Source organism: Nocardioides sp. SLBN-35, assembly GCF_006715725.1.
Classification (GTDB): Bacteria; Actinomycetota; Actinomycetes; order Propionibacteriales; family Nocardioidaceae; genus Nocardioides.
Map to the genome: position 1 here is coordinate 4,239,490 of NZ_VFNU01000001.1, position 26,234 is coordinate 4,265,723.

24 protein-coding genes are annotated in these 26,234 nt (G+C 71.9%); 7 read left to right on the plus strand and 17 right to left on the minus strand.

What is annotated here, in order from left to right; genetic code table 11:
- Positions 1-18 precede the first annotated feature (18 nt).
- The 3 genes from FBY23_RS20445 to FBY23_RS20455 form a co-directional block, all read right to left on the minus strand.
- On the minus strand, positions 19-1,452 hold the full coding sequence (locus FBY23_RS20445) for a DUF5719 family protein (protein ID WP_141799822.1): 1,434 nt from the start codon (positions 1,450-1,452) through the stop codon (positions 19-21).
- On the minus strand, positions 1,445-4,303 hold the full coding sequence (locus tag FBY23_RS20450; protein ID WP_160158312.1) for a glycosyltransferase family 2 protein: 2,859 nt from the start codon (positions 4,301-4,303) through the stop codon (positions 1,445-1,447). The genes FBY23_RS20445 and FBY23_RS20450 overlap by 8 nt, the downstream gene beginning before the upstream one ends.
- A gap of 93 nt (positions 4,304-4,396) precedes the next feature.
- Positions 4,397-4,651 carry a WhiB family transcriptional regulator gene (locus FBY23_RS20455; protein WP_282428505.1) on the minus strand — a complete coding sequence of 85 codons (255 nt, stop codon included), beginning with the start codon at positions 4,649-4,651 and terminating at the stop codon, positions 4,397-4,399.
- A gap of 192 nt (positions 4,652-4,843) precedes the next feature.
- On the opposite strand from FBY23_RS20455, the gene cofD reads away from it, so the two are divergent.
- The 3 genes from cofD to FBY23_RS20470 all read left to right on the plus strand — a co-directional run bounded on the left by cofD (position 4,844) and on the right by FBY23_RS20470 (position 7,638).
- Positions 4,844-5,854 carry a 2-phospho-L-lactate transferase gene (cofD, locus tag FBY23_RS20460; RefSeq protein WP_141801180.1) on the plus strand — a complete coding sequence of 337 codons (1,011 nt, stop codon included), beginning with the start codon at positions 4,844-4,846 and terminating at the stop codon, positions 5,852-5,854.
- A complete protein-coding gene (gene cofE, locus FBY23_RS20465; RefSeq protein WP_141799825.1) occupies positions 5,854-6,807 on the plus strand; it encodes a coenzyme F420-0:L-glutamate ligase in 954 nt (317 codons plus the stop codon). The genes cofD and cofE overlap by 1 nt, the downstream gene beginning before the upstream one ends.
- 69 nt (positions 6,808-6,876) lie before the next feature.
- A complete protein-coding gene (locus FBY23_RS20470) occupies positions 6,877-7,638 on the plus strand; it encodes a DUF3105 domain-containing protein (protein WP_260806107.1) in 762 nt (253 codons plus the stop codon).
- Positions 7,639-8,016: 378 nt separating this feature from the next.
- On the opposite strand, the gene FBY23_RS20475 is transcribed toward FBY23_RS20470, so the two are convergent.
- A complete protein-coding gene (locus FBY23_RS20475) occupies positions 8,017-9,096 on the minus strand; it encodes a mannose-1-phosphate guanylyltransferase (RefSeq protein ID WP_141799826.1) in 1,080 nt (359 codons plus the stop codon).
- A 51-nt stretch (positions 9,097-9,147) separates the two neighbouring features.
- Here FBY23_RS20475 and FBY23_RS20480 point away from each other — a divergent pair, with 51 nt between their 5' ends.
- Positions 9,148-9,876, plus strand: coding sequence for a TIGR03089 family protein (locus FBY23_RS20480; protein WP_141799827.1), 729 nt, complete (start codon positions 9,148-9,150; stop codon positions 9,874-9,876).
- A 27-nt stretch (positions 9,877-9,903) separates the two neighbouring features.
- Here FBY23_RS20480 and FBY23_RS20485 read toward each other — a convergent pair whose 3' ends face one another.
- From FBY23_RS20485 to glf, 5 genes are all read right to left on the minus strand, one after another.
- Positions 9,904-12,000, minus strand: coding sequence for an N-acetylmuramoyl-L-alanine amidase (locus FBY23_RS20485; RefSeq protein ID WP_160158313.1), 2,097 nt, complete (start codon positions 11,998-12,000; stop codon positions 9,904-9,906).
- A gap of 238 nt (positions 12,001-12,238) precedes the next feature.
- Positions 12,239-13,006: an ABC transporter ATP-binding protein gene (locus tag FBY23_RS20495; protein WP_141799830.1), complete on the minus strand. Its 768-nt coding sequence runs from the start codon at positions 13,004-13,006 to the stop codon at positions 12,239-12,241.
- Position 13,007: 1 nt separating this feature from the next.
- Positions 13,008-13,895, minus strand: coding sequence for an ABC transporter permease (locus FBY23_RS20500; RefSeq protein ID WP_141799831.1), 888 nt, complete (start codon positions 13,893-13,895; stop codon positions 13,008-13,010).
- On the minus strand, positions 13,892-15,934 hold the full coding sequence (locus FBY23_RS20505) for a glycosyltransferase (RefSeq protein WP_141799832.1): 2,043 nt from the start codon (positions 15,932-15,934) through the stop codon (positions 13,892-13,894). The genes FBY23_RS20500 and FBY23_RS20505 overlap by 4 nt, the downstream gene beginning before the upstream one ends.
- Entirely contained in the window at positions 15,931-17,133 is a 1,203-nt protein-coding gene (glf, locus tag FBY23_RS20510) for a UDP-galactopyranose mutase (protein ID WP_260806108.1), read from the minus strand. The genes FBY23_RS20505 and glf overlap by 4 nt, the downstream gene beginning before the upstream one ends.
- A gap of 97 nt (positions 17,134-17,230) precedes the next feature.
- Between glf and FBY23_RS20515 the strand changes: the two genes are divergently transcribed.
- Complete coding sequence (locus tag FBY23_RS20515; RefSeq protein WP_160158314.1) at positions 17,231-18,361, plus strand: phosphatase PAP2 family protein; 1,131 nt, start codon at positions 17,231-17,233, stop codon at positions 18,359-18,361.
- On the opposite strand, the gene FBY23_RS20520 is transcribed toward FBY23_RS20515, so the two are convergent.
- From FBY23_RS20520 to FBY23_RS20540, 5 genes are read right to left on the minus strand one after another with little or no spacing between them, the layout of a single operon-like run.
- Positions 18,270-19,196, minus strand: coding sequence for a glycosyltransferase family 2 protein (locus FBY23_RS20520; RefSeq protein ID WP_141799835.1), 927 nt, complete (start codon positions 19,194-19,196; stop codon positions 18,270-18,272). The two genes, FBY23_RS20515 and FBY23_RS20520, sit on opposite strands and share 92 nt — an antisense overlap.
- Positions 19,193-20,101: a glycosyltransferase family 2 protein gene (locus FBY23_RS20525; RefSeq protein WP_260806109.1), complete on the minus strand. Its 909-nt coding sequence runs from the start codon at positions 20,099-20,101 to the stop codon at positions 19,193-19,195. The genes FBY23_RS20520 and FBY23_RS20525 overlap by 4 nt, the downstream gene beginning before the upstream one ends.
- Before the next feature lie 30 nt (positions 20,102-20,131).
- Entirely contained in the window at positions 20,132-20,572 is a 441-nt protein-coding gene (locus FBY23_RS20530) for a PIN domain-containing protein (protein ID WP_141799836.1), read from the minus strand.
- Positions 20,569-20,775 carry a type II toxin-antitoxin system VapB family antitoxin gene (locus tag FBY23_RS20535; protein ID WP_141799837.1) on the minus strand — a complete coding sequence of 69 codons (207 nt, stop codon included), beginning with the start codon at positions 20,773-20,775 and terminating at the stop codon, positions 20,569-20,571. Before FBY23_RS20535 ends, FBY23_RS20530 begins: the two co-directional genes overlap by 4 nt.
- A 56-nt stretch (positions 20,776-20,831) precedes the next feature.
- Complete coding sequence (locus tag FBY23_RS20540) at positions 20,832-21,227, minus strand: hypothetical protein (protein WP_141799838.1); 396 nt, start codon at positions 21,225-21,227, stop codon at positions 20,832-20,834.
- A gap of 213 nt (positions 21,228-21,440) precedes the next feature.
- On the opposite strand from FBY23_RS20540, the gene FBY23_RS20545 reads away from it, so the two are divergent.
- Positions 21,441-22,208, plus strand: a complete 768-nt coding sequence (locus FBY23_RS20545) for an inositol monophosphatase (protein WP_141799839.1) — start codon at positions 21,441-21,443, stop codon at positions 22,206-22,208.
- A gap of 22 nt (positions 22,209-22,230) precedes the next feature.
- On the opposite strand, the gene FBY23_RS20550 is transcribed toward FBY23_RS20545, so the two are convergent.
- Positions 22,231-23,709: an LCP family protein gene (locus FBY23_RS20550; RefSeq protein WP_141801183.1), complete on the minus strand. Its 1,479-nt coding sequence runs from the start codon at positions 23,707-23,709 to the stop codon at positions 22,231-22,233.
- 75 nt (positions 23,710-23,784) lie between these two features.
- Positions 23,785-24,744 (minus strand): threonine/serine dehydratase, encoded by a 960-nt coding sequence (locus FBY23_RS20555; RefSeq protein ID WP_160158315.1) that lies wholly within the window; start codon positions 24,742-24,744, stop codon positions 23,785-23,787.
- 88 nt (positions 24,745-24,832) lie between these two features.
- On the opposite strand from FBY23_RS20555, the gene FBY23_RS20560 reads away from it, so the two are divergent.
- Positions 24,833-25,717: a LysR family transcriptional regulator gene (locus FBY23_RS20560; RefSeq protein WP_141799841.1), complete on the plus strand. Its 885-nt coding sequence runs from the start codon at positions 24,833-24,835 to the stop codon at positions 25,715-25,717.
- Here the strand turns inward: FBY23_RS20560 and FBY23_RS20565 are convergent, their stop codons facing one another.
- Positions 25,718-26,224, minus strand: a complete 507-nt coding sequence (locus tag FBY23_RS20565; protein ID WP_141799842.1) for an acyl-CoA thioesterase — start codon at positions 26,222-26,224, stop codon at positions 25,718-25,720.
- Positions 26,225-26,234: the final 10 nt, after the last annotated feature.

Consider the following 26,234-nt stretch of genomic DNA (forward strand, 5'->3'; position numbering starts at 1 on the left):
GTCTCCGACCCCGAGAGGTCAGTCCGGCGAGACGACCGGGATCCGGGCGTGGGTCTCGGCCGGCCGCAGCCGCAGCGTCGCGAGCCCCGGCTGCGCACCGCCCGTCGGCAACGAGACGACCCCGGCGATCCGGGTGTTGCGCGGCTCGACGGCGACGAGCACAGCCTCGGGCGGCAGCGCGAGGGAGGCCGCCCGGTCGGGCGCGACCTCGACCTGGTCCTCGCGCAGGACCGCCCCGTCGGCGCCATACGACGTCACGTGGACGACGCCGGTGCGCAGGGCGTGCCCGAGCAGCAGGGTCTTCTCCCCCGTCGGCACGACCGCGGCGGTCGGCTCGCGCACCTCGATCGCGGGCGCGAGCAGGACGAGGTCCTTGCGCGAGACCAGCCGTACGGACGCCGCGACCGGGTCCTCCGACTCGACGACGACGCCGAGCACGCCGGCGCCGTTCTCGCCGGAGAGCAGCGGTCCGAGGTCGACCTCCTGCATGGCGTGGGGGCCGACCGCGACCTCGGGGGCGGCGGTCGGCGTGAAGGTGGCGTCGGCGGTCACCAGCCGGACCCGGGCGCGGACCTCGCTCTCGCCCGGGTTGGCGACGAACAGCGTGGCGCCGCGGGCGCCCTCGGGCACGCCGAGGATCAGGTTCTCGGTGTCGGGTGCGGCCTGGCTCGGCAGGAAGTCGGTGCTGACCCGGCCGCGGCCGAGCTGGTCGCGGGTCGTCCGTGCGGTGAGCGCGACGCGGCCGCGGGTCACGGTGACGTGGGCGGCGGTCAGCTCGCGGCGCGGCGCCGACGCGGCCAGGTCGATGCGGTGGACGCCGTGCGCCGGCACCTGGATGCCGCGCAGGGCGGGCTCCTCGACCGGCCCGTCGGCGTCGGACAGCGCGACGTCGACGACCGCCTCGCCGTCGTCGGGGTTCACCAGCTCGAGCGTGGTGGCGTAGCGGGCGGTGGCGCCCAGGCCGACCAACCACTCGTCGTACGCCGGGGCGCGGCACTCGGGCACGGCCAGCGGGTCGTCGCGGCCGGCGACGACGCCGGGGGCGGCGGCACCGCGGCCGTCGAGGACGACCGGGCCGGAGCTGTCGGGTACGACGGCCGACGTCGCCGCCTCGGCGGTGACCGGTGCGCCGGCGACCGCCTCGGCGCCGTCCGCCGGAGCGGTCAGCACCGCGAGCTCACCGCCCGCGACACCGGGCGTGCGGCCGACCCGGGTCGCGCTCGAGGCACGGGTGCCGCCCGGGCAGACCACGGTGGCGGAGGTGAGCTCGGCGGTGCCCGGCGGCTGCGGCCCGGCGACCGGGGACTCCTCGTCACCGATGGCGCCGATCGCGAGCGCGACGACCGCGGGCAGCACGATCGCCAGGGCCACGAGGAGGTCGAGGCGGCGACGCCGGGCGACGGATGCGCGGCGGCCGCCGGACCGGGACGGGGTCTGCTGGGGCTCACTCATCGCGGTTCCTTCGCAGCGGCGGGAGGGCGAGCACGACCAGCACCGGGATCGCGGCGGCCTGGACCAGCAGCAGGAGCCAGCGCAGCCAGGCGTGGTGGCTCGGCAGCGGCCCCGGCTCCGGGCTGACCTGCCAGGCGCGGGTACCGCGCTCGGAGCTGGCCTGGACGAGTCCGGTGGTGGCGTCGAGGCCGGCGGCGACCGAGCCGTCGGCCGGCGCCGCCTGGACGATGTAGAGGATGCCGAGGTCGGCGAGGCGGGCCACCGCGTCCGGGTCGGGCGAGGTGACCAGCGAGCGGATGGTCGCGGTGACCTTCTCGTCCTCCGGCGTCAGGGCGGCGATCTCGTCCTCCCCGACGGTGAGCCCGTCGCCGCGGTGGACGTCGTAGCGCAGGCCGGTGTCCTTGCTGCCGCGCAGCACCAGGACGCCGTTCTGCTCGGCCTGTTCGGCGCGCTGGGCCATGTAGACGGGGACGTCGGACACGGGTGGGTCGTCGAGCTCCTCGCCGCCCCAGCCGGCGAACCACACCAGGCCGACGAGCGGCGCGACCAGCCCCACGGCGCCGGCCAGGGCCAACACGGCCTGGGCGGGCTTGGCCTGGTCGCCCAGGTGGTGCAGGGACAGTCCGCCCAGCAGGATCGCGGTGATCCACGCCCCCTGGAGCACCAGCAGGACGGCGCCGAGCCCGGGCTGCTGGCCCACCGGACCGGCGATGTCGATGCTCACGACGGCCAGGGGTACGGCGACCACCGCCGTCACGGCAGCGACCAGCCAGCACACCACGACCGGGATCCGGGTCGCCCGCGGCACCAGCGCCAGCAGGGCCAGGACCGGCAGCACGTAGCCGACCGGTACGGGGGCGCCGAGGCCGCCGAGGCGTCCGGCCAGCAGGTCCCAGCCGGAGGTCGCGGCCGTCGGCCAGCGGCCGATGTCGAGCACCGTGCCCGCGATCCCGCCTTCGAGCAGGGCCGGGAGCCACCACGGAAGCAGCACGAGCAGCGGCACCGCTAGAGCCAGCACCGGTGGCCCCCACACCGAGCGGTCGCCGGCCTCGCCGGGCAGCAGCCGCACGGCGATGCCGAGCAGCACCGCGATCAGGACCGCGACCACCAGCCAGGCGGGCGGCGCGACCGCGGTCAGCAGCGCGAGCGCGAGGCCGGTGCGCCAGCCGGCGCGCCAGCGGTGGCCGGCGTCGGGGTCGGCGAAGCCGAGCGCGGCGTGCGCCATCCACGGCAGCACGGCCGCCGCGACGACGATCCCCCAGCGCCCACCGCCCCACGCGCCGGCGACCAGCGGCACCAGCGCCCAGGTCACCGAGCCCCACAGCAGCAGCCACCGCGGGGCGCCGTACGGCGTGACGAGGCGACCCACCACGCGCAGGAAACGCCAGGCGCCCCACAGCCCGAGCGGGGCCGAGAACGCCATGAGCAGGGACATCAGCAGGGACGGGCCGAACGGCAGGCCGAGCACCGCGAGCGGCAGGACGTACGGCGGGGCCGGGACGTCGCTCCCGAAGCCGATCGGGTGGCGGCCCTCGAGGTGCAGCGCCCACCAGTCGCCGACGCCGCCGGGCGCGGGCGACAGCGCACCGCCGGCCACTCCCCCGACGACGTCGCGCACGCCGATGAGCAGCGCGAGGACGGTGATCGCGGTCGCGACGGCGACCGGGTTGGTCAAGAAGCGCACGACGATGCCGGTGTCGGCGAAGTCCTCGTCCTCGTCGCGGTGCCGCGCCGCCGGAGGCGCGGTGGCGGCGTCGCGCTCGGCGGCCGCGATCCGGCGCCGGTCGGCGACGTCGGCGGCCTGGTTGGTCGCGGCGGCGACGAGGTCGCCCGCGAAGTCGAGGCCGTGCCGGTAGGGCACCCACCACGGGGCCAGCAGGCGTCGTACTCGGGCGCGGTCGGTGTCACCCGTCGCCGCCGCGCGCCGTGCCCGGCGGGCCGCGCGGACCTGGCCGGGATGCCGCAGCACGGACACCAGGGCGGCGAGCTCGTCGAGCGCCTCACCGACGGCACGGACGCCGAGCAGGCCGAGCACGCGCAGCAGCGAGCCGAGGGTCAGCCGCAGCACCTGCAGCGGAAGGGTGGCGCCGCGGCCGTTGGCGAGCAGCGTGAAGAGCGCGGCGCGGCGCTCCTGGAAGTGGGTGTGCCGTCCGGTCAGCGGCGTGCGACGGATGCCGCGGTGGGCGGCCTCGGCGTGGAAGACGACGGCGTCGGGGACGACGAGCGTGGTGCGGCCGGCCGCGGCGGCGCGCCAGCCGAGGTCGATGTCGTTGCCGAAGATCGGCAGCGCGGCGTCGAACCCGCCGAGGTCCTCGAGCACCCGGCGGCGCACCAGCATGCCGGCCGAGTTGACCGCGAGCACCTCGCGGATCTCGTCGTGCTGGCCCTGGTCGTACTCGCCGCGCTCCAGCCCGGTCTCGCGGCGGCCGGTCCCGCTGATGGTGACGCCGAGCTCGAGCAGCCGGCGCAGCGAGGGCCACTCGCGCAGCTTGGGGCCGAGGATGTCGGCGTCGGGACGCTGCGCGGCGACGGCGAGCAGCGCGGCGAGCGCGCCCGGCGCGGGGTTCGCGTCGTCGTGGAGGATCCACACCCACTCGGGTGCGGTGCCGGTCTCGCCCAGCACGAGCAGGCCCTCGGCGACGGCGTCGGGGAACCCGGTGCCGCCGGGCAGTGACCGCTGCTCGAGGGGCAGTTGGTCGGCCAACGCGGCCCGGACCAGGTCGGCACTGCCGTCCTTGCTGCCGGTGTCGACGGCCACCACGCGCGCGGGGGGCGCGGTCTGCGCGAGAAGGCCGTCGAGGACCGCCGGCAGCCAGGTGCTGCCGTCGTGGCTGACCAGGAGGACAGCCACCTCGGGTTGTTGCGACACGAGGTCAGACCCTACGACCGACGGCCCGAAGGGGGCGAACCGTCGGCAGGGACCGGCGCCGTGCCGTTGCCGTCGTTAGACGGCTCGCTTCTTCAGCTTGCGGCGCTCACGCTCCGACATCCCACCCCAGATACCGAAGCGCTCGTCGTTGCCCAACGCGGCCTCCAGGCACTCGATGCGCACCTCGCAGGTCTGGCAGACCTTCTTGGCCTCGCGCGTCGATCCTCCCTTCTCAGGGAAGAAGGCCTCGGGGTCGGTCTGCGCGCACAGTGCGCGCTCCTGCCACCCCAGCTCGTCGGTCTCTGCTTCGACCAGGAACAGTTCCCTCACGATTACGCCCCTTACGTCTCGACCCGATGCCCCGAACGACATCTCTGGAATTACATACGTGTCATACCCAAACAGTCAAGGCTGAGTCTGCTATGGGGAGCCCCGTGCTCGCTGCCTTTTCCGGGCACGGCACAGTTGTCCCCCGTGGACTCGACACCTGACGCGGCAGCCAGCGGATCAATCGGCCGACCCCTGCGGAAGCTGACCGTCCTCTCGGGCGGCATGGGCGGAGCCCGTTTCCTGCAAGGCCTGCTGCACGGCATCGCCGCTGGAACCCTACCCGGTGTCGCCCCGGACGCCCACGTGACGGTGGTCGCCAACAACGCCGACGACTGGTGGATCCACGGCCTCAAGGTGTGTCCCGACCTCGACACCGTGATGTACACCCTCGGCGACGGCATCGACCTCGAGCGGGGCTGGGGCCGGCGGGCCGAGACGTGGAGCGCCAAGGAGGAGCTGGCGGCGTACGGCGTCGAGCCCACCTGGTTCGGCCTGGGCGACCGCGACATCGCCACCCACCTGGTGCGCACCCAGATGCTCGACGCCGGGTACCCGCTGTCGCAGGTGACGCAGGCGCTGTGCAAGCGCTGGCTGGAGCCGACGTACGGCGACCGGCTGAGCCTGCTCCCGATGACCGACGACCGCGTCGAGACGCACATCGCGGTCGCCGACGCCGAGAGCGCCAGCGGCAAGAGGGTCGTGCACTTCCAGGAGTACTGGGTCCGGCTGCGCGCCGAGGTCCCCGCCGAGCAGGTCGTGTTCGTCGGCCTCGACCAGTCCTCCCCCGCGCCCGGCGTGCTCGACGCGATCGCGGGTGCCGACCTCGTCGTGCTGCCCCCGTCGAACCCGGTGGTGTCGGTCGGCACCATCCTCGGCGTCCCCGGCCTGCGCGACGCCGTGCGCTCCACCGACGCGAAGGTCGTGGGCCTGTCCCCCATCGTCGGCGACAGCCACGTGCGTGGCATGGCCGAGCAGATGCTGACCTCGATCGGCGTCGAGGTCAGCGCGGCCGGCGTCGGGCTCAACTACGGCGCCCGTGAGGCCGGCGGGGTGCTCGACGGCTGGCTGGTCGACGAGCGCGACGCCGCCCAGGTGCCCCGGCTCGAGGCCGCCGGGATCCGCGCGGCCGCCGTACCGCTGATGATGACCGACCACGACGCCACCGCCGCGATGGCCGCGGCCGCGATCGAGCTGGTGCGCTGATGCTGAGCGTGACGGCACCGGACGGCGTCCCCGAGATCCGGCCGGGCGACGACCTCGCCACCGCCCTGCTCGCCGCGCTCGGTCCCGACGACCTGCGTGACGGCGACGTGCTCGTCGTCACCAGCAAGGTGGTCAGCAAGGCCGAGGGCCGGATCGAGGACGGCGACCGCGAGGCCTGGATCGACGCCGAGACCGAGCGCCTGGTGGCCCGCCGCGGCCCGACCCGGATCGTGCGCAACCGCCTCGGCCTGACCATGGCCGCCGCCGGCGTCGACGCCTCGAACGTCACCGCCGGCTCGATCGTCCTGCTCCCCCTCGACCCCGACGCGTCCGCCCGCGCCCTGCGGTCCGCGGTCGCCGAGCGGCGCGGCGTCAACGTCGGCGTCATCGTCACCGACACCGCCGGACGGGCCTGGCGCGAGGGCCAGACCGACATCGCCATCGGCGCCGCCGGGCTGGCCGTGCTGGAGTCCTTCGCCGGCCGGGTCGACGCCCACGGCAACGAGCTCGCCGTCACCGCCCCCGCCGTCGCCGACGAGATCGCCTCCGCCGTCGAGCTCGCCCAGGGCAAGCTCGGCGCCCGCCCGTGCGCGGTGCTGCGCGGTCGGGCCGACCTCGTGCTCGCCCCCGGTGAGGACGGTCCCGGCGCCCGCGCCCTCATCCGCGCCGACGGCGCCGACCTGTTCGGGTACGGCGCCCGCGAGGCCGTCATCCAGGCCGTCGCCGCGCACCCGGCCGCACGCACCCCGTTCGGCAGCCCCGTCGACGCCGTCGAGTTCGTCGCCGCGCTCGGCCGCGCGGGGGTCACCGCCCGCGCGACGGCCGCGGACGTCGTACACACGGACAGGGAGCGGCGGGCCGCTGCCGACATCGTGGCGTTCGCCCACGGCTGGCAGAGCACCGAGACCGGCGATGTCGACACCGACCTGCGGTTTCGACCGGTGACTCCGTAGACTCACCGCGTTCGCCGCACGGGCGTGCTCCCGGCATGCCCTTCACGACCAAGACGAGGTACCCCGCACGTGGCCAAGTCCAGCAAGTCCGAGAAGTCGGAGCGCCGCCAAGTCATCGACGACATCCGGCGCAAGCAGAAGCGTGCCGACAAGCGCCAGGGCATGGCCATCGTCGGCGTCTGCGTCGCGGTCGCGCTCGTCATCGTCGGCGCTGCGCTCTACCCGAAGGTCCGCGACATGGTCAACGACCAGAAGTGGAAGGGCAAGAGCGTCGCCCAGATCGGCGCCTCGGCCAGCGTGTGCGGCGACATCACCGAGAAGGAGGCCACGGGCAGCGGCGAGCACGTCCCCGAGGGCCAGCAGGTCGACTACAAGGACGCCCCGCCCGCCTTCGGCGCGCACTGGAACGTCGCCGGCGTCGCACCCACCCCGATCGGTGACCGCTTCTACACCGAGGACTCCCGCCCCGAGCTCGAGCAGCTGATCCACAACAGCGAGCACGGCTACACGATCCTCTGGTACGACACCACCGCGAACGACGACGCCGCCGAAGTCGCGGCCATGCGCGCCATCGCCAAGATCATGGACGCCAACGACACCAACCAGCGGCTGAAGTTCAAGGTCGCCCCGTGGACCAAGGCGGACGAGAAGGAGATCGGCAAGTCCTTCCCGAAGGGCCAGCACATCGCCTTCACCCACTGGCGCGTCGACCCCGACACGCAGAAGCAGTACGGCGCCTGGCAGTACTGCTCCGAGGTCAGCGGCGCGGCGCTGAAGAAGTTCATGGACAAGTACCCGTTCACCGACGCCCCGGAGCCCTACGCGTACTAGTTTGGCGCTCGCTTCGCTCGCGCATGTCGCGCCGCCTTTTGGCGCCGTTTCTTCCTCCCCCGCTCGCTCGTTCCTCGCTCGCTCCTCCGTCCAGAAACGGCGGGCGGCGCGACGAGGCTCAGCCGCAGGTGATGCCTGAGCGCATCACGTGCAGCTGAGTGTCTTTTCGTCGGGCGCGCCGCGTTGCCTGGACGGAGCGAAGCGAGCGCCAGCGAGCGGAGCGGAGGAAGGCAACGCGTCAAAGCGCGCGCGACATGCGCGAGCGAAGCGAGCGCCAAACAAACACCGTGAGTCGGTTGTGAGACGCACCAGCCCCGCAGCCAGCTCCCCGCGGCCAGCTCCCCCCGCGGCCAGCTCCCCCGCACCCAGCCCCGGCCCTCACACCAGGTCGGTGCGGCCCTGCTCCTTCAACGCAGCCACGACGTTCTTGACCTCCTGGGCCCGCGCCCGCGTGGTGACGAGCAGCGCGTCGGGGGTGTCGACGACGACGACGTCGTCGAGTCCGATGACCGCGACGGTCCGCCCCGATCGCGGGACGACGATGCCGCTGGCGCCGATCAGGTGGGTGAGCGCGGGGTCGCCGAGGACGGTGCAGGCGTCATCGTCGCCGAGCAGGGTCGCGAGGGAGTCGAAGTCGCCGATGTCGTCCCAGGCGAAGCCGCCGGGGATGGTGGCGACCTTGCCGGCGGCGGCCGCCGGCTCGGCCACCGCGTGGTCGATGGCGATCTTCGGGAGCGTCTCCCAGAGCTCGGGAAGGCGCTCGGGCTCGGCGGCGATGGTGCGCAGGGTGGCGGCGAAGCCGGGGTCCTGCTCGGCGAGCAGGTCGAGCAGCACCGTCGGACGTACGACGAACATGCCGGCGTTCCAGCGGTACTGCCCGGTCGCGAGGTACTCCTCGGCCACCGACACCGACGGCTTCTCCACGAACTCGACGACCCGGCGCGCGACCGCGTGGCCCGGGAGCGGCTCGCCCTGGCGGATGTAGCCGAACGCGGAGGACGCGAAGGTCGGCTCGATGCCGATGGTGACCAGCCAGCCGTCGCGGGCGGCGGCGACGGCCTCGGCGACGGACGCGGCGAAGCGCTCCGGCTCGGCGATGACGTGGTCGGCGGCGAAGGAGCCCATCACCTCGGCGCCGCGGCGCTCGAGGAGGGCGGCAGCCAGACCGACCGCCGCCATCGAGTCGCGAGCGGACGGCTCGGCCACGACGGCGTCCTCGGGCAGGGTCGGGAGCTGGCCGCGGACGGCCGTACGGTGCGCCGCGCCGGTGACGACCAGGACCCGGTCGCCCACCAGCGGGGCGAGCCGGTCGTACGTCTGCTCGAGCAGGGTGCGCCCGGAGCCGGTGAGGTCGTGGAGGAACTTGGGAGCGTGCGAGCGCGACAGCGGCCACAGCCGCGTCCCGGCACCGCCGGCGGGGACCACGGCCCAGAAGCCGGGGATCTCGTCGAGGAGCATGGCCGCACCCTACGGCGTCACGTCCGCCCACCCGCACCTAGGCTCGGGACCGTGACGACGCCGACCACCTTCCCCGCGGTCCTGGCCGCCCGCCTGCGCACCGACCCCGGACAGCCGCTGGTGACCTTCTACGACCACGCGAGTGGTGAGCGGGTCGAGCTGTCGGTCACCACCTGGGCCAACTGGGTCGCGAAGGCCAGCTCGCTGCTCGTCGACGAGCTGGGCCTGGAGCGCGGCGACCGGATCGCGATCGACCTGCCGCCGCACTGGCTCGGGACCGTCTTCCTCGGCGCCGCGTGGAACTGCGGCCTGGTGGCAACGACCGCCGAGGCCGCCGACCTCGCCGCGGTCGTCTGCGGGCCCGACACCCTGGCCGAGTGGGCCGGGAGGTCCGGCGAGCTCGCCGTCCTGGCGTGCGCCCTGCTGCCGTTGGGCGTCCGGTTCAAGGAACCGGTCCCGGCCGGGGTGACCGACGTCGGGATCGACGTGTGGTCCCAGCCCGACGCCTTCCAGGCCTGGGACCCGCCGCAGGCCGACGATCCCGCCCTCGAGGTGGGTGGCCGGGCGCTGAGCCAGGCCGAGCTGTGGAGCGAGGCGGCCGCCACCGGTCTGGTCGGCGACGGCCGCCTGCTCGCGGTCGCCGACCCCGTCTCGGAGCCGGCGATCCTCTGCGAGCCGCTCCTCGCGGGCGGCTCGCTCGTCCTGGTCGTCCGGGCCGAGCCGGAGCGGCTCGAGGCGACGTACGTCGCCGAGCACGCCACGGCCCGCTTCCCCGCCTGAACGACCAGGACGGATCGGTTCGCAGGCCTAGCCCGCGAGGTCGAACTTCGTGCGCTTCTTCAAGAAGAGCGGCGCGCCGAGCTTCTTGGCCTTGACCTTCTCGACGGCGTACACCGAGCCGGTCGCCTTGTTGCGGACCACGACGACCTTGCCGCCGCTGGCCATCGGGCCGAGGCCGATCACCCAGTCGTAGCCGCTGAGGCCGGTCTTCATCGTCTTCGCCGGTGCCCACCCGCCTGGGAGGATGCCGGCGTAGAGCGAGAGCACGCTTCCGGCACGGACCAGCGCGTCCGGTGAGCCGTCCTTGTTCCAACGCCCCATCGGCACGAACCGCTTGCCCGGGACCTGGCCGGCGGCGGGGACCACGGAGAGGAAGCCGTTGACGCCGTTGCCCGGGTAGACCTGCATCTGGCCGCCCTTCGGCTGGCCCATCAGGTCCGGCAGCTTGTCGCCGGTGACGTCCCCGACCGCAGCGAGCATCTTGACGGTGGCGAAGGTCCCGGGCAGCACCTGCGCGGGCTGGAACATCCCGCCACCGGCGCCGCGGAAGAGGACCGGGGCCTTGTCGGACTTGCGGATCGCCATCAGGTCGTTGAGCCCGTCGCCGTCCCAGTCGCCGACGCGCAGCACCTGCTTGGCCCACGGCGCCCAGACGTTGGTCTTCACGGCGGCACCGAGGACCCAGCTCCCACTGGACCTGTCGAGGTCGTGCAGCATCAGCCGGCCCGTCGACGCCTTGCGTACGACGATGTCCGGGTTGGCCGAGCCGACGTAGTTCCCGTTGAGCTGGCCGAGCAGTGCGCCCTGCTGCACCTGGGCCGCGATCGCCCGGATCGTCGGGATCTGCGCGTACAGGTACTTGCCCGGGCAGGCGGTCTTCCCGGCGTCACGGTGACCGCTGATCGCGGCGAAGGTGCCCTTGCCGACCTTCTGGCTCATCGACGCGGCGTCGACTCCCGACAGGGACAGCTTCCAGGCGAACAGCGCGCCGTACGCGTTGATCATCTCGGGCGTGGGCTGGGCGGTCTCGTAGTTCCCGATCGCGGACATCGCGAAGGAGTAGTCGTTGTAGCCGAGGGTGTGGGCGCCGACGACCGGCTTGTCGATGCCACCGGCGCGCCCCTCCCAGATCCGGCCGAACCGGTCGACGAGGAAGTTGTAGCCGATGTCGGACCAGCCGCGGGTCTTGACGTGGTACTTCCAGATGCCGCGCAGGATCGCCGGCACTTCCTCGGGCGTGTAGTCGTTGGCGTTCACCGTGTGGTGCACGAAGCCGGCGCTGATGGTGCCGTACTTCGGCTTGTAGCTCGCGTCCTCCGGGGCACCCCACTGGGCCCGCGAGTAGATCTGCGGCTGCGGCGCGGCGGTCGAGGCCGCCTGCATCGCGATCGCGCCGTCGGTCCCGGGCCGCGCGCTCTCCTCGCCCGAGGTCGCGGCGGACGCGCCGGAGGTGAGGGCGGGGCCCTGCTTGGCGGTGGCGGCCGGCGTACCGGGGTCGATCACGGCGACCTGGAGGTCGGCCGGCGCGGCGTCGGTCGTCTCGACCTTGACCTGGACCTGGTCGACGTCTCCGACCAGGACCGCCTCGGTGCCGGGGCGCGAGCGCTGTCCCTCCTCGCTGTCGGGGTCGGGCCCGTGCTCGTCGTGGTAGTCGGCGGCCGTCCAGTCGCTCCAGGTGTCGCCGGTGCGGGTGCGCACGTCGACGGTGATCCCGTCCTCGGGGACCGCGACGCCGTGCGCCCAGGTCACACCGACCGTGCCGTAGCCCTGGACGGGCAGTGCGTCGCTGGTGACCTTGTCACCGCCGTCGGCCAGCTCCTTCACGCTGCCGTGCAGCGTGACCCGGCCGCTGACGCCGTTCGGCGTCGGGGTCAGCGCGTACGACGTGACGGTCGGGTCGACGGTCGCGGTCGGCACCGTCAGCGGCGTGGTCGCGGCCTGCAGGCTGACCGCGCCGGGCACGGGCGTGCCGCCCGGCTCGGCGGGGCGGACCTCCATGGTCACGGTGCGTGCGGCGGGCGTGAGGACGGCGACGACGACAGCCAGGGCCAGCGCCTGCTGGCACAGCGTCACGAACCGGCTCCGCCGGGTGTGCTCGGGGATCTCCGTGGGGTACGGCGACATGGTTCTGCTCCAGACGTGTGTGCGGGGAAGGTGTCACACGAGTAGCAACTTTCACATGCGTCACACGCGTTGGGAAGAGATCGTGAGTAACTACAATCATGTAATTTCCACTCGACACGCCGGTCGCATGCAAATTTGTAGATCGGCCCCGGGCAGGGGTATCTGAGCCCGCAACGACGAACGCCCGTGGTCCCCTTGCGGGTGACCACGGGCGTTCAACGGGCGGCGCGCCCGCCGCTCAGATGTCGTTGGCGAGCGACTCGTCGTCGATGTCGTCGTCCTCGTCGTAGCGCAGGTAGTGGACGGCCTCGACAGGGTCGCCGTCGAAGCCGAGGCGGCCCTTCTCCAGGACGAGCACGCGCTCGCACATCTTGATGACCGACTCCGGCGAGTGGCTGACGTAGAAGAGGGTGCGGTCGCCGCTGTTGCGGATCTCGCGCATCTTCCTCATGCACTTCACCCGGAAGGGCTTGTCGCCGACGGCCAGCACCTCGTCGGCGAGGAAGATGTCGGAGTCGACGTGGATCGCGATCGCGAAGCCCAGGCGCGCCTTCTGGCCCGACGAGTAGTGCCCCACCGGTCCGTCGAGGGTGGCACCGAGGTCGGCGAACTCGACGATGTCGTCGAACTTGCGGCTGATCTCGGGACCGGTCATGCCGAGGATGGCGGCGTTGAGGTAGAGGTTCTCGCGGCCGGTGAGCTGGTTGTGGAAGCCGGCGCCCGTCGCGATCAGGCCGGCGATGCGTCCCCGGGTGAGGATGGTGCCCTCGTCGGGTCGCATGACGCCGTTGATCATCTTGAGCAGCGTGCTCTTCCCGGAGCCGTTGAGGCCCATGATGCCGACGGACTCCCCGCGCTCGACCGTGAACGAGACGTCGTCGACGGCACGGAAGGTCTCCGTGGTCTGGCGTCCCTTGGCCTTGGCGACCGCGACCTCCTTGAAGGTGCGGTGGTAGCGCAACGTGAAGTACTTGGTGGCGTTCTCCACCACGATCGACTTGGCCATGTCAGAGGCGCTCCGGGATCTTGTTCTCGAGCCGGCTGAAGACGTACTGGGCGAGGCAGAGGATCAGCGCCGCGACGGCCACGATCAGCACACCGTTCAGCAGCAGGTTGTCGGGCATCGCGGCGACAGCCTTGTGCTTCTGGTCGTCGACCGTGCCGACCCAGAAGGCCCGCTGGAAGAGGAGTACGGCGTCGGCCAGCGGGTTGTAGAGGTAGTACTGGGCGAAGCGACCGAAGCGGTCGTCGACCATCGCGTAGGAGTACATCATCGGCACGCCCCAGCGGACGAAGTTGTTGAAGACGCTGACGATGTTGCCGAAGTCGTTGAAGAAGACGTTGGCCGCACTGAAGAAGAGTGCTCCGGACAGGCCGAGCAGTCCGCAGATCAACAGGCCGAGCAGGAGCGCGACCAGGTCGACCGGCTCGGGCGTCCAGCCCGACAGGAGCGACGCGACGATCAGGATCACGATCTGCGGCAGGACGTGGTAGAGCGAGACCAGCATCGTGGCGACGGGGAACATCTCGCGCGGCATGGCCATCTTCACCACCAGGGCACGGTTGCGCACGATGGACCGGGTGCCCGCGCCGAAGGTCTCGGTGAAGAAGTGCACCACGGTCAGGCCGGCGAACAGGTGGATCGCGAAGTTCGGGATGTCCGCGTGCAGGTTGAAGATGAACCCGACGACGAAGTAGTAGATGCAGAACTGCGTGAGCGGATTGATGTAGGACCACAGCAGCCCCAGGAACGAGCCCTGGTAGCGGGCACTGATCTCGCGTCGCACCAGCAGGGTCAACAGGTAGCGCCGGCGCATGACGCCGATCAGGCCGTTGTCCGAGGACGGCGGCCGCAGCGGCGGCAGACCCGCCTCGTCGTCGGAGATCGCGGTCATCGGTCCTCCCCCTCGGTCCACGGAGCGAATGTCTTCTCCCAGGTGTCGGGCGAGGTGATGTCGCCGAGCGCCGAGCGGTACTGCTCGGCGATCTCGTCCCAGTCGCGCCGGAACCGGTTGTGGAGCTGGACGGTACGACGCACGAGCGCCTTGTAGCGCTCGCGGTCGCGCTGGTAGAGCGCGGCCGAGGTGCCGTCGTTCATGGAGACCACCGCAGAGTCGAAGCCCGCGATCCGGTACCACTTCGCGTCCATCGCGCGGATCTCGACCTCGGGGAACTCGCGGGACAGCTCGCGCGGCTTCTTCAGCTGGCGGATCGGCGCGAGTCCGGCGGTGATCACCTTGGAGAGGCGGCCGGGGACGTCGCTGAGGTCCTTGCCCTTGCGCGGCGGCTTCTCGCGCCGTACGGGCGGGAAGTCGTCGGGGTCGGCGTGCAGCTGGGCGTCGGAGAACTGCAAGCGGGCGGCGTTGACCTCGCCGAGGCGGGTGCCGAGCATGCCGTGCAGGCCCTGCGGGCCGGCGAGGACGTCCTCGAGCGCCTGGATCCGCAGCTCCACCGTGGAGTACTGCATGGACACCAGGTGGGCCAGGTCGAACGCGAAGCTCTCCTGGAGCAGCCGGCCACCGCGCGGGTAGCCGGAGTGCAGCAGCGCCGCGACGAACCGGTTGCGCTGGTGGAAGTAGGCCTGCCAGTCGAGGGCGTCGTTCTTGTCGGTCCACGGCACGTGCCAGACCGCGGCGCCCGGGAAGGTGACGGTGGGTACGCCGGCCGCCTTGGCGCGCAGGCCGTACTCGGAGTCGTCCCACTTGATGAACAGGGGCAGCGAGAGGCCGATGTCCTCGAGCACCTGGCGCGGGATCATGCACATGAACCAGCCGTTGAAGTCGACGTCCTGGCGCTTGTGCAGCCACCGGGCGGAGCGCAGGTTGCGGGCGCCGAAGTCCCAGTCCTGGAAGCCGTCCCTGGGCGACATCCACCAGAACCGGTAGGGCTGGACGATCTCGCCGAAGCTGTGCAGCCGGCTCTTCGCATAGAGGCTGAACATGTGGCCGCCGACGATCGTCGGGCGCTTGGCGAGGTCGCCGAAGGTGACCGCGCGGATGATGCCCTCGGGCTCGCAGACGACGTCGTCGTCCATCATCATCGCGTACGTCGCGGTGCCCTTGCGGACCGACTCGAGCTGCCCGCGGGCGTAGCCGCCCGAACCGCCCAGGTTGCCCTGCTGGATCACCTTCAGCCGGCCCTCGAGGCCGGCCTCGGCGGCGGGGAAGAACTCGCTGTCGCGGACCAGCTGGGTGCCCTGCTCCATCACGAAGACGGTGTCGAGGTACGGCAGCAGCTCGGCGGTGCCGAGCTGGCCGAGCAGCTTGGCGCAGAAGTCGGGGCGGTTCATGGTGGTGATCGCCAGGTCGACGGTGCCGTGCCCTTGATGACGCAGTCGGTCGGCCGGGACGGCGGCATGCCACTCAGCGGACTCGACGGTCACGTCGCCGTGGCCGGCCACGACGTCGTACCAGTACCAGCCGCCGTCGATGAACGGGCCGAGCGGCAGCTCGAAGGTCAGCGTGGTCGGGCCCTCGGCCTCGGTGACCCCGCTGTCGACCTTCTGCTGGCGGCCGTTGGCCATCGACTTGTTGACGATCACGGTCGCGCCGGAGCCGCGGACCGTGACCGTCAGCGTCACCGCGTCGACGATGCTCCAGCGCCGCCAGTAGCTGGCGGGGAAGGCGTTGAAGTAGGTGCCGAAGGAGACCTTCTCCCCCGACGGCACGAGCACGGCCGTGCGGGTGAGCACCTGGTCGGGGCGGACCGTGCGGCCGGTCGCGGTCTTCTGCCGGATCGAGGCGTTGTTGAGCTCCTTGGCCGCCCGCGAGCCGCCGACGACGTACTTGTCCTCGTCGAGGTTCGGCTCCTCGCAGTCGAGGTAGAGCGGCAGGACGTCCGGGTCGGTGTCCAGCGGCAGGATCTGGCGCTGCAACAGCCGCTGCACCGTCCCCGAGCTGGTTGAGCCGGTTGAGCCTGTCGAGACCGTGCTCATGCGTCCACCCCACCGCTCTTGAGCTCGGCGCCCTCGGCGAAGTGCGGCCGGAGCGTGTTGTCGTACATGGACAGCGCGGAGGCGATGGCCATGTGCATGTCGAGGTACTTGTAGGTGCCGAGCCGGCCGCCGAAGAGCACCATCGGCTCCCGCTCGGCGAGGTCGCGGTACTTGAGCAGCTTCTCGCGGTCCTCGGCGGTGTTGACCGGGTAGTAGGGCTCGTCGGTCTCCTCGGCGAACCGGCTGTACTCCCGCACGATCACGGTCTTGCCCGCGGGGTAGTCCCGCTCGGGGTGGAAGTGCTTGAACTCGTGGATCCGGGTGAAGTCGACGTCGGGGTCGGGGTAGTTCATCACCGAGCAGCCCTGGAAGTCGTCGACGTCGAGCACCTCGGGCACCAGGTCGACGGTGCGCCACGAGAGGCGACCCTCGCTGTTGTGGAAGTACTCGTCGACCGGACCGGTGTAGACGATCGGGACCTTGCCCTTGTAGCGCTCGGCGACCCCGTCGGCCAGGAAGTCGGTGTCGAGCACGACCTCGATGTTCGGGTGGTCGGCCATCTTCGCCAGCCAGGCGGCGTACCCGTCGGTGGGCAGGCCCTCGTACTTGTCGTTGAAGTAGCGGTTGTCGTAGTTGTAGCGGACCGGGAGCCGGCTGATGATGTCGGCCGAGAGCTCCTCGGGCGAGGTCTGCCACTGCTTGGCGGTGTAGTGGGCGATGAACGCCTCGTAGAGCGGGCGGCCGATGAGGGAGATGCCCTTCTCGACGAAGTTCTCCGGCTCCTTGTCGCCCAGCTCGCCGGCCTGCTCCTTGATCAGGGCCCGCGCCTGGTCGGGCGTGTACGCCGCGTCGAAGAACTGGTTGATGGTGCCCAGGTTGATCGGCAGCGGGTAGACCTGCTGGTCGTGCGTCGAGTAGACGCGGTGCTGGTAGCCGGTGAAGGTCGTGAACCGGTTGACGTACTCCCACACCCGCTCGTTGCTGGTGTGGAACAGGTGGGCGCCGTACTTGTGCACCTCGATGCCGGTCTGCGGCTCCGGCTCGCTGTAGGCGTTGCCGCCCAGGTGGGAGCGGCGCTCGATGACCAGGACCTTCAGTCCGAGGTCGTTGGCGCAGCGCTCGGCAACGGTCAGGCCGAAGAATCCGGAGCCGACGACGACCAGATCGGGGAGGTCGGGGTTCGACGAGGTGAGAGACACGATCGGTGAGTTTACGGACCCGCCGCCCGGTTCCCCATTCGGACGCGCGGCCATGCCCTGTTCACCCATTGGGGGAGGTGACGAATATCCTGTTCTGGTGTACACCCACCACTCGACCGGACGCGGCGCGCCATCCTTTGCCCTTGCCTGGCTCGCCGGCCTCGGTCTGGCCGTCGCCACGGTGGCGTTCTCCAGGTTCGAGAACATCCCGATCGAGGACCCCGACAGCCTGATCCCGGGCTACATCCGGTTCCCCGCGATCGTCCTGGGAGCCATCGCGCTCGACGTGGTCCCCCACACCTTCATGGCCGCCGGCCGCCCGGGCACCGGCTGGCTGCGCCGCATCCGCACCGCGTTCCGCACGGTGATGCGGGAGCGCTGGCCGCTGACGCACTGGAAGTTCGCGCTCAACGGCGTGATCGCCTGGTACCTGTGCTACGCGGCGTTCCGCAACGTGAAGAGCATGGCGCCGTTCGTGCACGAGAAGATCTATGACGACCCACTGGCGGCGATCGACAGGTTCCTGTTCGCCGGACACGACCCGGCCGCCGTCCTGCACGCCTGGTTCGGCACCGGCATCGCCGCCCACTTCTTCTCGTCGGTCTACATCGTGTGGATCGCCCTGGTCCCGGTGTCGATCGCGATCGCCCTCGTCTGGACCCGGCAGACGCGCGCCGGTGAGTGGTACGTCACGGCGGTCGCGGTCGACTGGGCGCTGGGCGCCCTGCTCTACGTGCTGGTCCCGACCGTCGGCCCGATCTACTCCGACAGCAGCACCTTCGCGGACCTGCCCGAGACGTATGTGAGCAAGCTCGCGGACTCGATGTGGGACGACCGGGTCAACACGCTGGCCACCCACGGCGAGTCCGGCCTGCAGACGATCGCCGCGTTCGCGTCGCTGCACGTCGGCATCATGATGACGATCTGCCTCATCGTGCAGGCGGTCAAGCTGGCCCGCTGGGTGCGGATCAGCGCGTGGACCTTCTTCGGCCTGACCGTGCTCGCGACCGTCTACCTGGGCTGGCACTTCTTCGTCGACGTGATCGCCGGTGCCGCGCTGGGCGCGTTCGCCGTGTGGATCGCCGGCATCGCCACCGGCAACCGGGTCGGCCTGCGGGTGCGGCTGGTGCCCGAGGTCAGCGAGCCGGAAGAGAGCGCATCCGCCACCCATCCCGGAGCGCTCGCGTCACGTTCGATGCCTCTGCCCGACCACCCCGCAGCGGACTGAGCAGGACCACGACCAGCGCGATCAGCGCCGGCTTGAGCCGCACGAGCAGGTTCTCGCCGTACCGGAAGTGCACCACGAACAGGTTGCGGTACATGTAGTACCCCTTCCAGCCGGCGAGGTCGTGCTGCTGGTCGAAGTCGAGCTGGCGCACGAGGACGGCGTCACGCACCGCACGGATCGCGAACCCGGCCCGGCGCGCGCGGATCGCGAAGTCCACGTCGTCGTAGAAGATGAAGAAGGACGCGTCGGGCAGCCCGATCCGGTCGATCACCTCGCGCCGGACCAAGAAGCCCTCGAAGGCGACGTTCTCGACCTCGACCGTCGCCGGCATCGCCGCGCGACTGGGGTACGTCGAGTCGATGCTGGCCGTCTTCGGGCGGATCGCCAGCGGGTTGCGCAGGTCGAAGCGCAGTGCCGCCTTCTCCACGAGGGCGCCCGCACGGTCCTCGCGGACCGCGATCAGGCAGGAGCCGTCGGCCTCGAGGAGCCGGGTCAGGCAGTCGGGGGCCGGGACGACGTCGTCGTCCATCAGCCACATCACGTCGTAGCCGCGGTCGTAGGCGGCTTGCAGGCCCAGCCGGAAGCCGCCCGCTCCGCCGAGGTTGTCGCTCGCGTGGATCGGCACCAGGCCGGCGAGGGTGCTGCGCTCGAGCACCTCGCGGGTGTGGTCGGTGCTGGCGTTGTCGACGACGAACACCGCGTCCGGCGCGCGGTCGAGCGCGTCAAGGCCGGCGAGCATCTGCTCGAGCAGGTCGGCACGGTTGTAGGTCACGACGACGACGGCGACCTGTTCCTCGGCGGTTGAGGTGCGAGCGGAGCGAGCCTCGAAACTCACCTGAGGTACCTCCGGTGGCCGGTGAAGTCGCCGCGCAGGCCGGCGGCCGCGGCGCGGGCGCTCAGCGGGATCCGGGCCGGCTGCGGTCTCGTGAAGAGGTAGAACCACACCGTCTTCAGCCAGAACAGCAGCACGTGCACCCAGCCGCGGTAGGTGCGCAGGTTCAGGGTGTTGTTGCGCGCCATGCAGTAGTGCTTGAGGTCGCTCGGCGTGTGGTTGTAGGTCGTGCGCCCGAACATCATCGGCGTCCCGAGGTCGTCGGTGGCCGGGTGCAGGAAGTGGGCCTCGACCACGGTCGCGATCCGGGCGCCCGCCCGCTGGGCGCGCCACAGGTACTCGACGTCGTCACCCCAGATGAAGAAGTCCTCGCGCGGCAGGCCGATCCGCTCGACCAGGTCGCGGGTGACCAGCACGCCGTTGAACGGGATCACCACGTCGTCGATCAGTCCGTCCCGCGCGGCCGCCTCGACGGCGGCCATCTCGTGCACCACCCGGGTCCCACCGGGGAGACGGATCGGGAAGCACAGCCGCGACGGGTCCTGCTCGGCCAGCACCGCCGGACCACAGAAGTCGAGGCCGTCGCGCTGTTGCCGCTGCAGGAGGAGGTCGAGACAGTCGAGCGCCGGCAGGCCGTCGTCGTCCATCAGCCACACCAGGTCGGCACCCTCGCGCACCGCCCGGCCCAGTCCGTGGTGGAAGCCGCCCGCACCGCCGGTGTTGGTCGCCAGGGTCTCGTGGACGACGCGCGGGTCGGCCAGCCCGGCCAGCCACTCCCCCGTGCCGTCGGTCGAGGCGTTGTCGACCACGAGGATCTGCTCCAGGCCTGCGATCTCCTGCAGCCGCGGGACGAGTCGCTGCAGCATCGCCAACCTGTTGAAGGTCACCACGACGGCCTGGACTCGCACGGCGGTCACCCTACTGGCCCACCGCGCCAGTCACTGGATCGTCCCCCGAGGGACGATCCACTGCGCGCTCAGATCGGGACGAACCTGCTGCGCGTGATCGAAGTCGGCGTCGTAGTGAACGATCGTGACCACCTGGTCCTCATGGGAGTGGCGCAGTGCTGTCGCGGCGATCTGCAGATCGCTCACACCGACTGCCCTGCCCATGCCAGCCCCGAAGAGCAGGCCCTGCAGCTCGACGGCGATCCGGGCGACCTCCTCGTCAGGCGGCAGGTAGACCTTCGCCCTGCGGTCCGCGTCGAGGATGGTGCGGTGGTCCGCAGCGCTACGCGCGGAGTAGCACTCCTCCAGGATCTGCGGAAGACAGCTGGCGAGCTCGCCCGTCGCCAGCAGACCTACCACGGCCTGCGCCACCGTCGGCGCCCGGTGGACGCGCTGCGTCACCGAGTTGTCGAGCAGATAGAGCTGCCTCATCGCTGCGCTTGGGCAACGACCTCGGCATCGTCCAGCTCACTCGCGATCCCCGACCGCAGGTGCTCCAGGTACTCCAGAGCGCGGGCCTTGCGAACCACCTGCTCCAGCGCCTCCGTCACCGTCCCACGCTTGGTCGGCTGTCCCGTAGCTGCCATCGCCTCGGCCATGAGGCCCTCGTCCACGTCGATCAGTGTCTTCGTCATCAACACTCCCGGAGATATCCGATATCGACCTTCAGGATATCACCGGTGCAGAGCCGTCAGTCGTCCTCAGGTCGCAGCAGCGCGTCGGGATCGAGCCGGGGCGGGATCGCGGCGAGCGCTGCCTGGACCAGCGCGGTGCGCGCCTTGACCTCGACGGCCCGGCGCAGCCGCCCCTTGCCACCGCCCGCCAGGCCCTGCACGACCTCGGCGACCTGCCGGTCGTCGTACGTCGGACGGGTGCCGGGGGCGACGTCGACGTCGGGCAGCGCGACCAGCACGGGCAGCACCTGGTCGCCGAGGGCGTCGAGCACCTTGAAGCGCTGGTAGCGGTCCATCTGCTCCCAGGCCGTGTCGATGTCGACGCCCCGCTTGCGGAAGCGGCGGTCGGCGGCCAGCACGACCTTGGCCGCGCCGGCGAGTGCTGCGGTCAGCTCATGCTCGGTGAAGCGCATGGCCCTACCCAACCTCACGGGGCGGGGCGGTGTCCCGTTGGAGGGTGCTCCATCTGGTGGTGTCGTCGCGAGCGTCGCGAGACGCGTGCGCTGGCAAGGCGGCGGAGCGAAGACGTGCTCGGCCGCCCATCGAGCGACGCCAACGCAGCCAGCGCGCGTGTATCGCGGCGCGCAGCCGGCAGCACCAGATGGAGCACCCTCTAAGGTGGCGTCGTGGACACCGCCGCCGTGCTGACCCTGCTCCAGGACGTCGCCGCGGAGGTGATCGACCCCCGGTTCCGCGCGCTCTCCGACGAGCAGGTCTCGGAGAAGAACCCCGGCGACCTGGTCACCGTCGCCGACCACGAGTCCGAGGCGCTGATCACCGCGGCCCTGCAGGCGGCGTACCCCGACGCGCTGGTGCTCGGCGAGGAGGCGATGGCGGCCGACGCCACGCTGCTCGACCGGTTCGCGAGGGCCGAGCACGCGTTCACCGTCGACCCGGTCGACGGCACCAAGAACTTCGTCAACGGCTCCCCCGACCACGCCGTGATGGTCGGCGAGGTCCGGGGTGGCGCGGTGACCCGCGGCTGGATCTGGCAGCCGCAGCACAAGACGTCGTACGTCGCCGAGCTCGGCGCCGGCGCCTGGCGCAACGGCGAGCGCCTCACGGTGACCGCCGCCGGTGACGGCGTACCCTTCCGGACCGCGCGACGCGCCTGGGTCGGCCAGGAGCTCGGCGGGCTCGGCACCCTCGAGCTGACCTGGGCCTGCTGCGGCGTCGACTACCCGCACCTGATCGCCGGCGACGCCCGGGCGCTCGTCTACAGCCGCTCGATGCCGTGGGACCACCTCCCCGGCTCGCTCGTCCTCACCGAGGCGGGCGGCGTGATCGGACAGCACGACGGCTCCCCGATGCGGCCGCAGCAGCTGGCCGGCGGGCTGGTCGCCGCACCCGACCGGGCGACGTACGACGCCGTGGTGGGGGCGCTGCCCGTCTGATCGGGGTTCGGGCCCGGCAGCGTCAGCAGGCCGCCGCGACGTCGTCGGTCTCGTTGGCCTGGTAGCCCTGGTTGCGGGACCCGAGCGAGCCGCCGGTGACGGTGTCCGGCTGCTGGGCGGGCTGCTCGGCCTTGTCGTCGCCGCTGCCGCCGCTGCCGCCGGTGCCGCCCTTCGGCTGCTCCCCCTGCGCCGGCGTCTTGCCCTTCTTCGCCGCCTTCGGGTCGCCCTCGGCGCGGTCGATGGCGCTGCGGATCATCTGCTGCACCAGGTCGATGTCGGGGTCGGCCGTGTTGATCCGCGGCGGGACGAGGGAGACCGAGGAGATCTTCTGGGTCCGGGCGCGCAGGGCGAGCTGGACGAAGTCGCTGAGCGCGCCGCCGGGGATGTCTGTCTGGATCATCGCGCTGGACGCCTTGGCGATCTCCTGGAAGTTCGTCAGCGCCTTGGCCGGGCTGACCTGGGAGACGAGGGCGGAGAACACGCACTTCTGGCGGGCCATGCGCGAATAGTCGTCGGAGCCCTCGCGGGCCCGGGCGTACCAGAGGGCGTCGTGGCCGTTGAGCTTGCGCCGGCCCGGCTCGATGTAGCCGGTGACGTCCTTGCCGAGGCCACCGACGGGGATCCGGGAGCGGACGTTGAGGGTGACCCCGCCGAACGCGTTGACCAGGCGCTCGAAGCCGCGCATGTTGACCATCACCCAGTAGTTGATGTCCAGGTCGGTGATGCCCTCGATCGCGGACACGGTCGCGTCGATGCCGGGGTTCTCGGAGCCCTTGAACAGGTCGGTGTGGTCGCCGACCCAGGTGCTGACGCCGTTGAGGTAGCAGCCGTCGCAGTTGAAGCCCTTGGGGAACTGCTTCGCCATCACGCTGCCCTCGCGGAACGGGAAGTTCTGCATGTTGCGGGGCAGGCCGATCATCACGGTACGGCCGGTGGTGGCGTCGACGGAGGCGATGGTCATCGAGTCGGTGCGCAGGCCCCAGCGGTCGTTGCCGGAGTCGCCTCCGATGAGCAGGATGTTGTAGCGGCCGTTGTGGGCCGAGCCGAGGTCGCCGTCGGCGAACATGGTCAGCCAGTCGCGCTGGGCGGCGGCGAGGTGGGCGCCGAAGAGCATGGTGCCGGCGACCGAGAAGCACAGGACGCCGTTGACGCCGACGACGGCACGGCGGTGCGGGAGGCGCAGGCTGAGCGGCTGGCCGATCCGCCAGGCATCGACGAAGAGCGCGGCCCAGCCGAGGGCGCCGACGATCAGGTACAGCCGGATCACGAGCATCACGGTCGGGCTGAACGCCAGGGTCAGCGCGAGACCCTTGTCGAACCAGCTCCACACGGCCACGGCCAGCAGGGTGCCGAGTGAGAACAGCCAGATCCGCAGCGCCAGCTTGCCGATCGCACGGTTGCCCGCGAGCAGCTGGGCCGAGCCGGGCACCACGAGGGTGAACGCCATCAGGGTCAGCGCCCGGCGGAACCGCACCCGGGCGGCGCGTTCGTCGACGGGCATCTGCTGAGGCACCCGCCCAGTATCACCAGTCCCACGCGCCACTCCGGTGACGACGCGCCGCGAGTCAGGGGTGTGTCAGGCGGCGGCGACCGAGCCCGCGAGCCGGGCGATCTCCTCGGCGGAGGCGTTGGCGCCGGTGCAGACCACCGCGACGACCCCGTCCGAGCCGGTCGCGATCGCGCCGGCCAACGACGCGGCGCCGGCGCCCTCGGCCAGGGTGTGCGCGCAGGTCGCGAGCAGCCGCGCGGCCGCGTCGATCGCGTCGTCGTCGACCAGCACGAAGTCGTCGAGGCGCGCGCGCAGGATCTCCTGCGTGCGCGGGTACCCGGTCGTCGTGGCCAGGCCGGCGGCCCGGGTCGTCGCCGGGGCGGCCTCGATCAGGCCGGTGCGCCACGAGTGCCAGCCCGCGGGCGCGGCCGAGGACTGTACGCCGACCACCCGGCACCCCGGAGCCAGCACGTCGCGGACCAGACAGGCGCCGGCGGCCCCGGTACCGCTGCCGATCGGGACGAAGAGCGTGTCGAGGCCGGCCGCCTGCCCGAACAGCTCGAGGTACGCCGTCGCGTGGCCCAGCACGATCCGCGGGTCGGTCGGGCACACGAACGACGCGCCGGTCTCAGCCGCCAGCGCACGGGCGTGCTCGCCCGCCTCGCCGAGGCTGGCACCGACCAGGACGACCTCGGCGCCGAGAGCCGCGACCGCGTCGCGCTTGGCCGCGGGGGCGCTGGCCGGCATCACGATCGTGGCGCGTACGCCGGCCAGCCGGGCGCCGTACGCCACCGACTGGGCGTGGTTGCCGGTCGAGCAGGTGACCAGGCCGTGCGCGCGCTCGGCGTCGGTGAGGGTCGCGGACAGGTGCACGCCGCCGCGGACCTTGAAGGCGCCGGTGGGCTGCACGTTCTCGTGCTTGACCAGGACCGGGCGGCCGAGCGCCTGGTCGAGGAGCGGGTGCGCCTGCAGCGGAGTGGGTGGCAGGTGGGCGCCGACGACCTCGGCGGCGGCGAGGACTCCGTCGAAGGTCAGCTCGGTGCTCATGGGTCCATCGTCGGCGACCGGGCACCCATCGGTCCAATAGTTCCTTTCAACGGGACCAATCGACACCATCGATCGATAGGCTGTCGCCATGATCGACCTTCGCCGCCTCGAGGCCCTCGTCGCGGTCCACCGCACCGGGTCGGTGTCGGCCGCCGCGGCTCAGCTGCACTACGGACAGCCGACCATCTCCCACCACCTGCGCCGGCTCGAGGCCGAGACTGGCGCGGTGCTGCTCCAGCGGGTCGGACGCGGCGTCCGGCTCACGCCCGAGGGCGAACGCCTGGCCCGCCGTGGCGAGGAGATCCTGGGCCTGCTGGCCCGTGCCGAGGCCGAGCTCGCCGCCGCGACCAGCCTCCAGTCGGGACGGGTCCGGCTCGCCGCCTTCCCCTCCGGCGCGGCCACCCTGGTCCCCGACGCCCTGGCGCTGCTCGCGACCCGGCACCCCGGCATCCAGCTCGACCTGGTCGAGGCCGAGCCGCCCGAGGCCTACGAGCTGCTCCGCGCCGGCGAGGTCGACCTCGCTCTCACCTTCGCCTACCCGGACCAGCCCGAGCCCGACCAGATCACCTCCGTCCCCGTCGTCGACGACCCGCTGCACCTGGTCACGTCGGCCTCGGCCGCGCCCTCCGAGGGCGCCGTCGACCTCGGCGCCTACGCACAGACCGGCTGGATCGCCGGCTGCGAGCGATGCCGGCGCGAGCTGCTCAGCCTGTGCGCGGACGCCGGCTTCACGCCCGCGATCGCCTTCGCCAGCGACGACTACGTCGCCGTGCAGTCCCTCGTCGCGAGCGGACTCGGCGTCACCGTGCTGCCCGGGCTCGCGCTGCGCGCGCACCAGCACCGCGACGTCGTACGCCGCCCGCTCGCCGCGCACCGGCGGGTCCAGCTCTCGACGTACGGCGCTCCCCCGCGACCGGCCGCGGTGGACGCTGTGGCGGCGGCGCTGACCGAGGTCGCGGGTCGCCCGACCTGATCAGGAGCGGGCGCGGATCGCGTCGATCTCCTGGCGGCGCGCGAGCCGGTGGGCACGGCGTACCTCCGCCTCGTGCATCCGCCGGCGGTCCTCGTCGGTCTCCGGCTCGAGCGCGGGCACCGGGCGACCGTGACCCGCGCCGTCGACCGCGACGAACACGAAGTACGCCGAGCCGACGTGCAGCACCTCGCCGGCCGCGTCCCACGGCTCGGTCTCGATCCGCACGCCGATCTCCATCGACGAGGTGCCGACCCAGTTGACCTGGCCGAAGGTGCGGATGATGTCTCCGACCCGCACCGGCTCGAGGAACGCCATCTCGTCGAGCGCCGCCGTCACGGCCGGGCCGCCGCTGTGCCGCTGTGCCACGACCCCCGCGGTCGAGTCGGCCAGCTTGACCACCTCGCCACCGTGGATGTTGCCCAGCAGGTTGGCCTGCGCGCGCGAGGTCAGCGTGGCCAGCTCGATGCGGGAGTACGACGGCGTGCGTGCCGCGACGATCTCTGTCACGCCCTGACGG

What these genes read in the sequence shown, in the direction of transcription:
- FBY23_RS20445 (WP_141799822.1), bottom strand. Translation starts at nt 1,452, where the DNA reads ATGAGTGAGCCCCAGCAGACCCCGTCCCGGTCCGGCGGCCGCCGCGCA.
- cofE (WP_141799825.1), top strand. Translation starts at nt 5,854, where the DNA reads ATGCTGAGCGTGACGGCACCGGACGGCGTCCCCGAGATCCGGCCGGGC.
- FBY23_RS20475 (WP_141799826.1), bottom strand. Translation starts at nt 9,096, where the DNA reads ATGCTCCTCGACGAGATCCCCGGCTTCTGGGCCGTGGTCCCCGCCGGC.
- FBY23_RS20485 (WP_160158313.1), bottom strand. Translation starts at nt 12,000, where the DNA reads ATGTCGCCGTACCCCACGGAGATCCCCGAGCACACCCGGCGGAGCCGG.
- FBY23_RS20495 (WP_141799830.1), bottom strand. Translation starts at nt 13,006, where the DNA reads ATGGCCAAGTCGATCGTGGTGGAGAACGCCACCAAGTACTTCACGTTG.
- FBY23_RS20500 (WP_141799831.1), bottom strand. Translation starts at nt 13,895, where the DNA reads ATGACCGCGATCTCCGACGACGAGGCGGGTCTGCCGCCGCTGCGGCCG.
- FBY23_RS20505 (WP_141799832.1), bottom strand. Translation starts at nt 15,934, where the DNA reads ATGAGCACGGTCTCGACAGGCTCAACCGGCTCAACCAGCTCGGGGACG.
- FBY23_RS20530 (WP_141799836.1), bottom strand. Translation starts at nt 20,572, where the DNA reads ATGAGGCAGCTCTATCTGCTCGACAACTCGGTGACGCAGCGCGTCCAC.
- FBY23_RS20535 (WP_141799837.1), bottom strand. Translation starts at nt 20,775, where the DNA reads ATGACGAAGACACTGATCGACGTGGACGAGGGCCTCATGGCCGAGGCG.
- FBY23_RS20540 (WP_141799838.1), bottom strand. Translation starts at nt 21,227, where the DNA reads ATGCGCTTCACCGAGCATGAGCTGACCGCAGCACTCGCCGGCGCGGCC.
- FBY23_RS20550 (WP_141801183.1), bottom strand. Translation starts at nt 23,709, where the DNA reads ATGCCCGTCGACGAACGCGCCGCCCGGGTGCGGTTCCGCCGGGCGCTG.
- FBY23_RS20555 (WP_160158315.1), bottom strand. Translation starts at nt 24,744, where the DNA reads ATGAGCACCGAGCTGACCTTCGACGGAGTCCTCGCCGCCGCCGAGGTC.
- FBY23_RS20560 (WP_141799841.1), top strand. Translation starts at nt 24,833, where the DNA reads ATGATCGACCTTCGCCGCCTCGAGGCCCTCGTCGCGGTCCACCGCACC.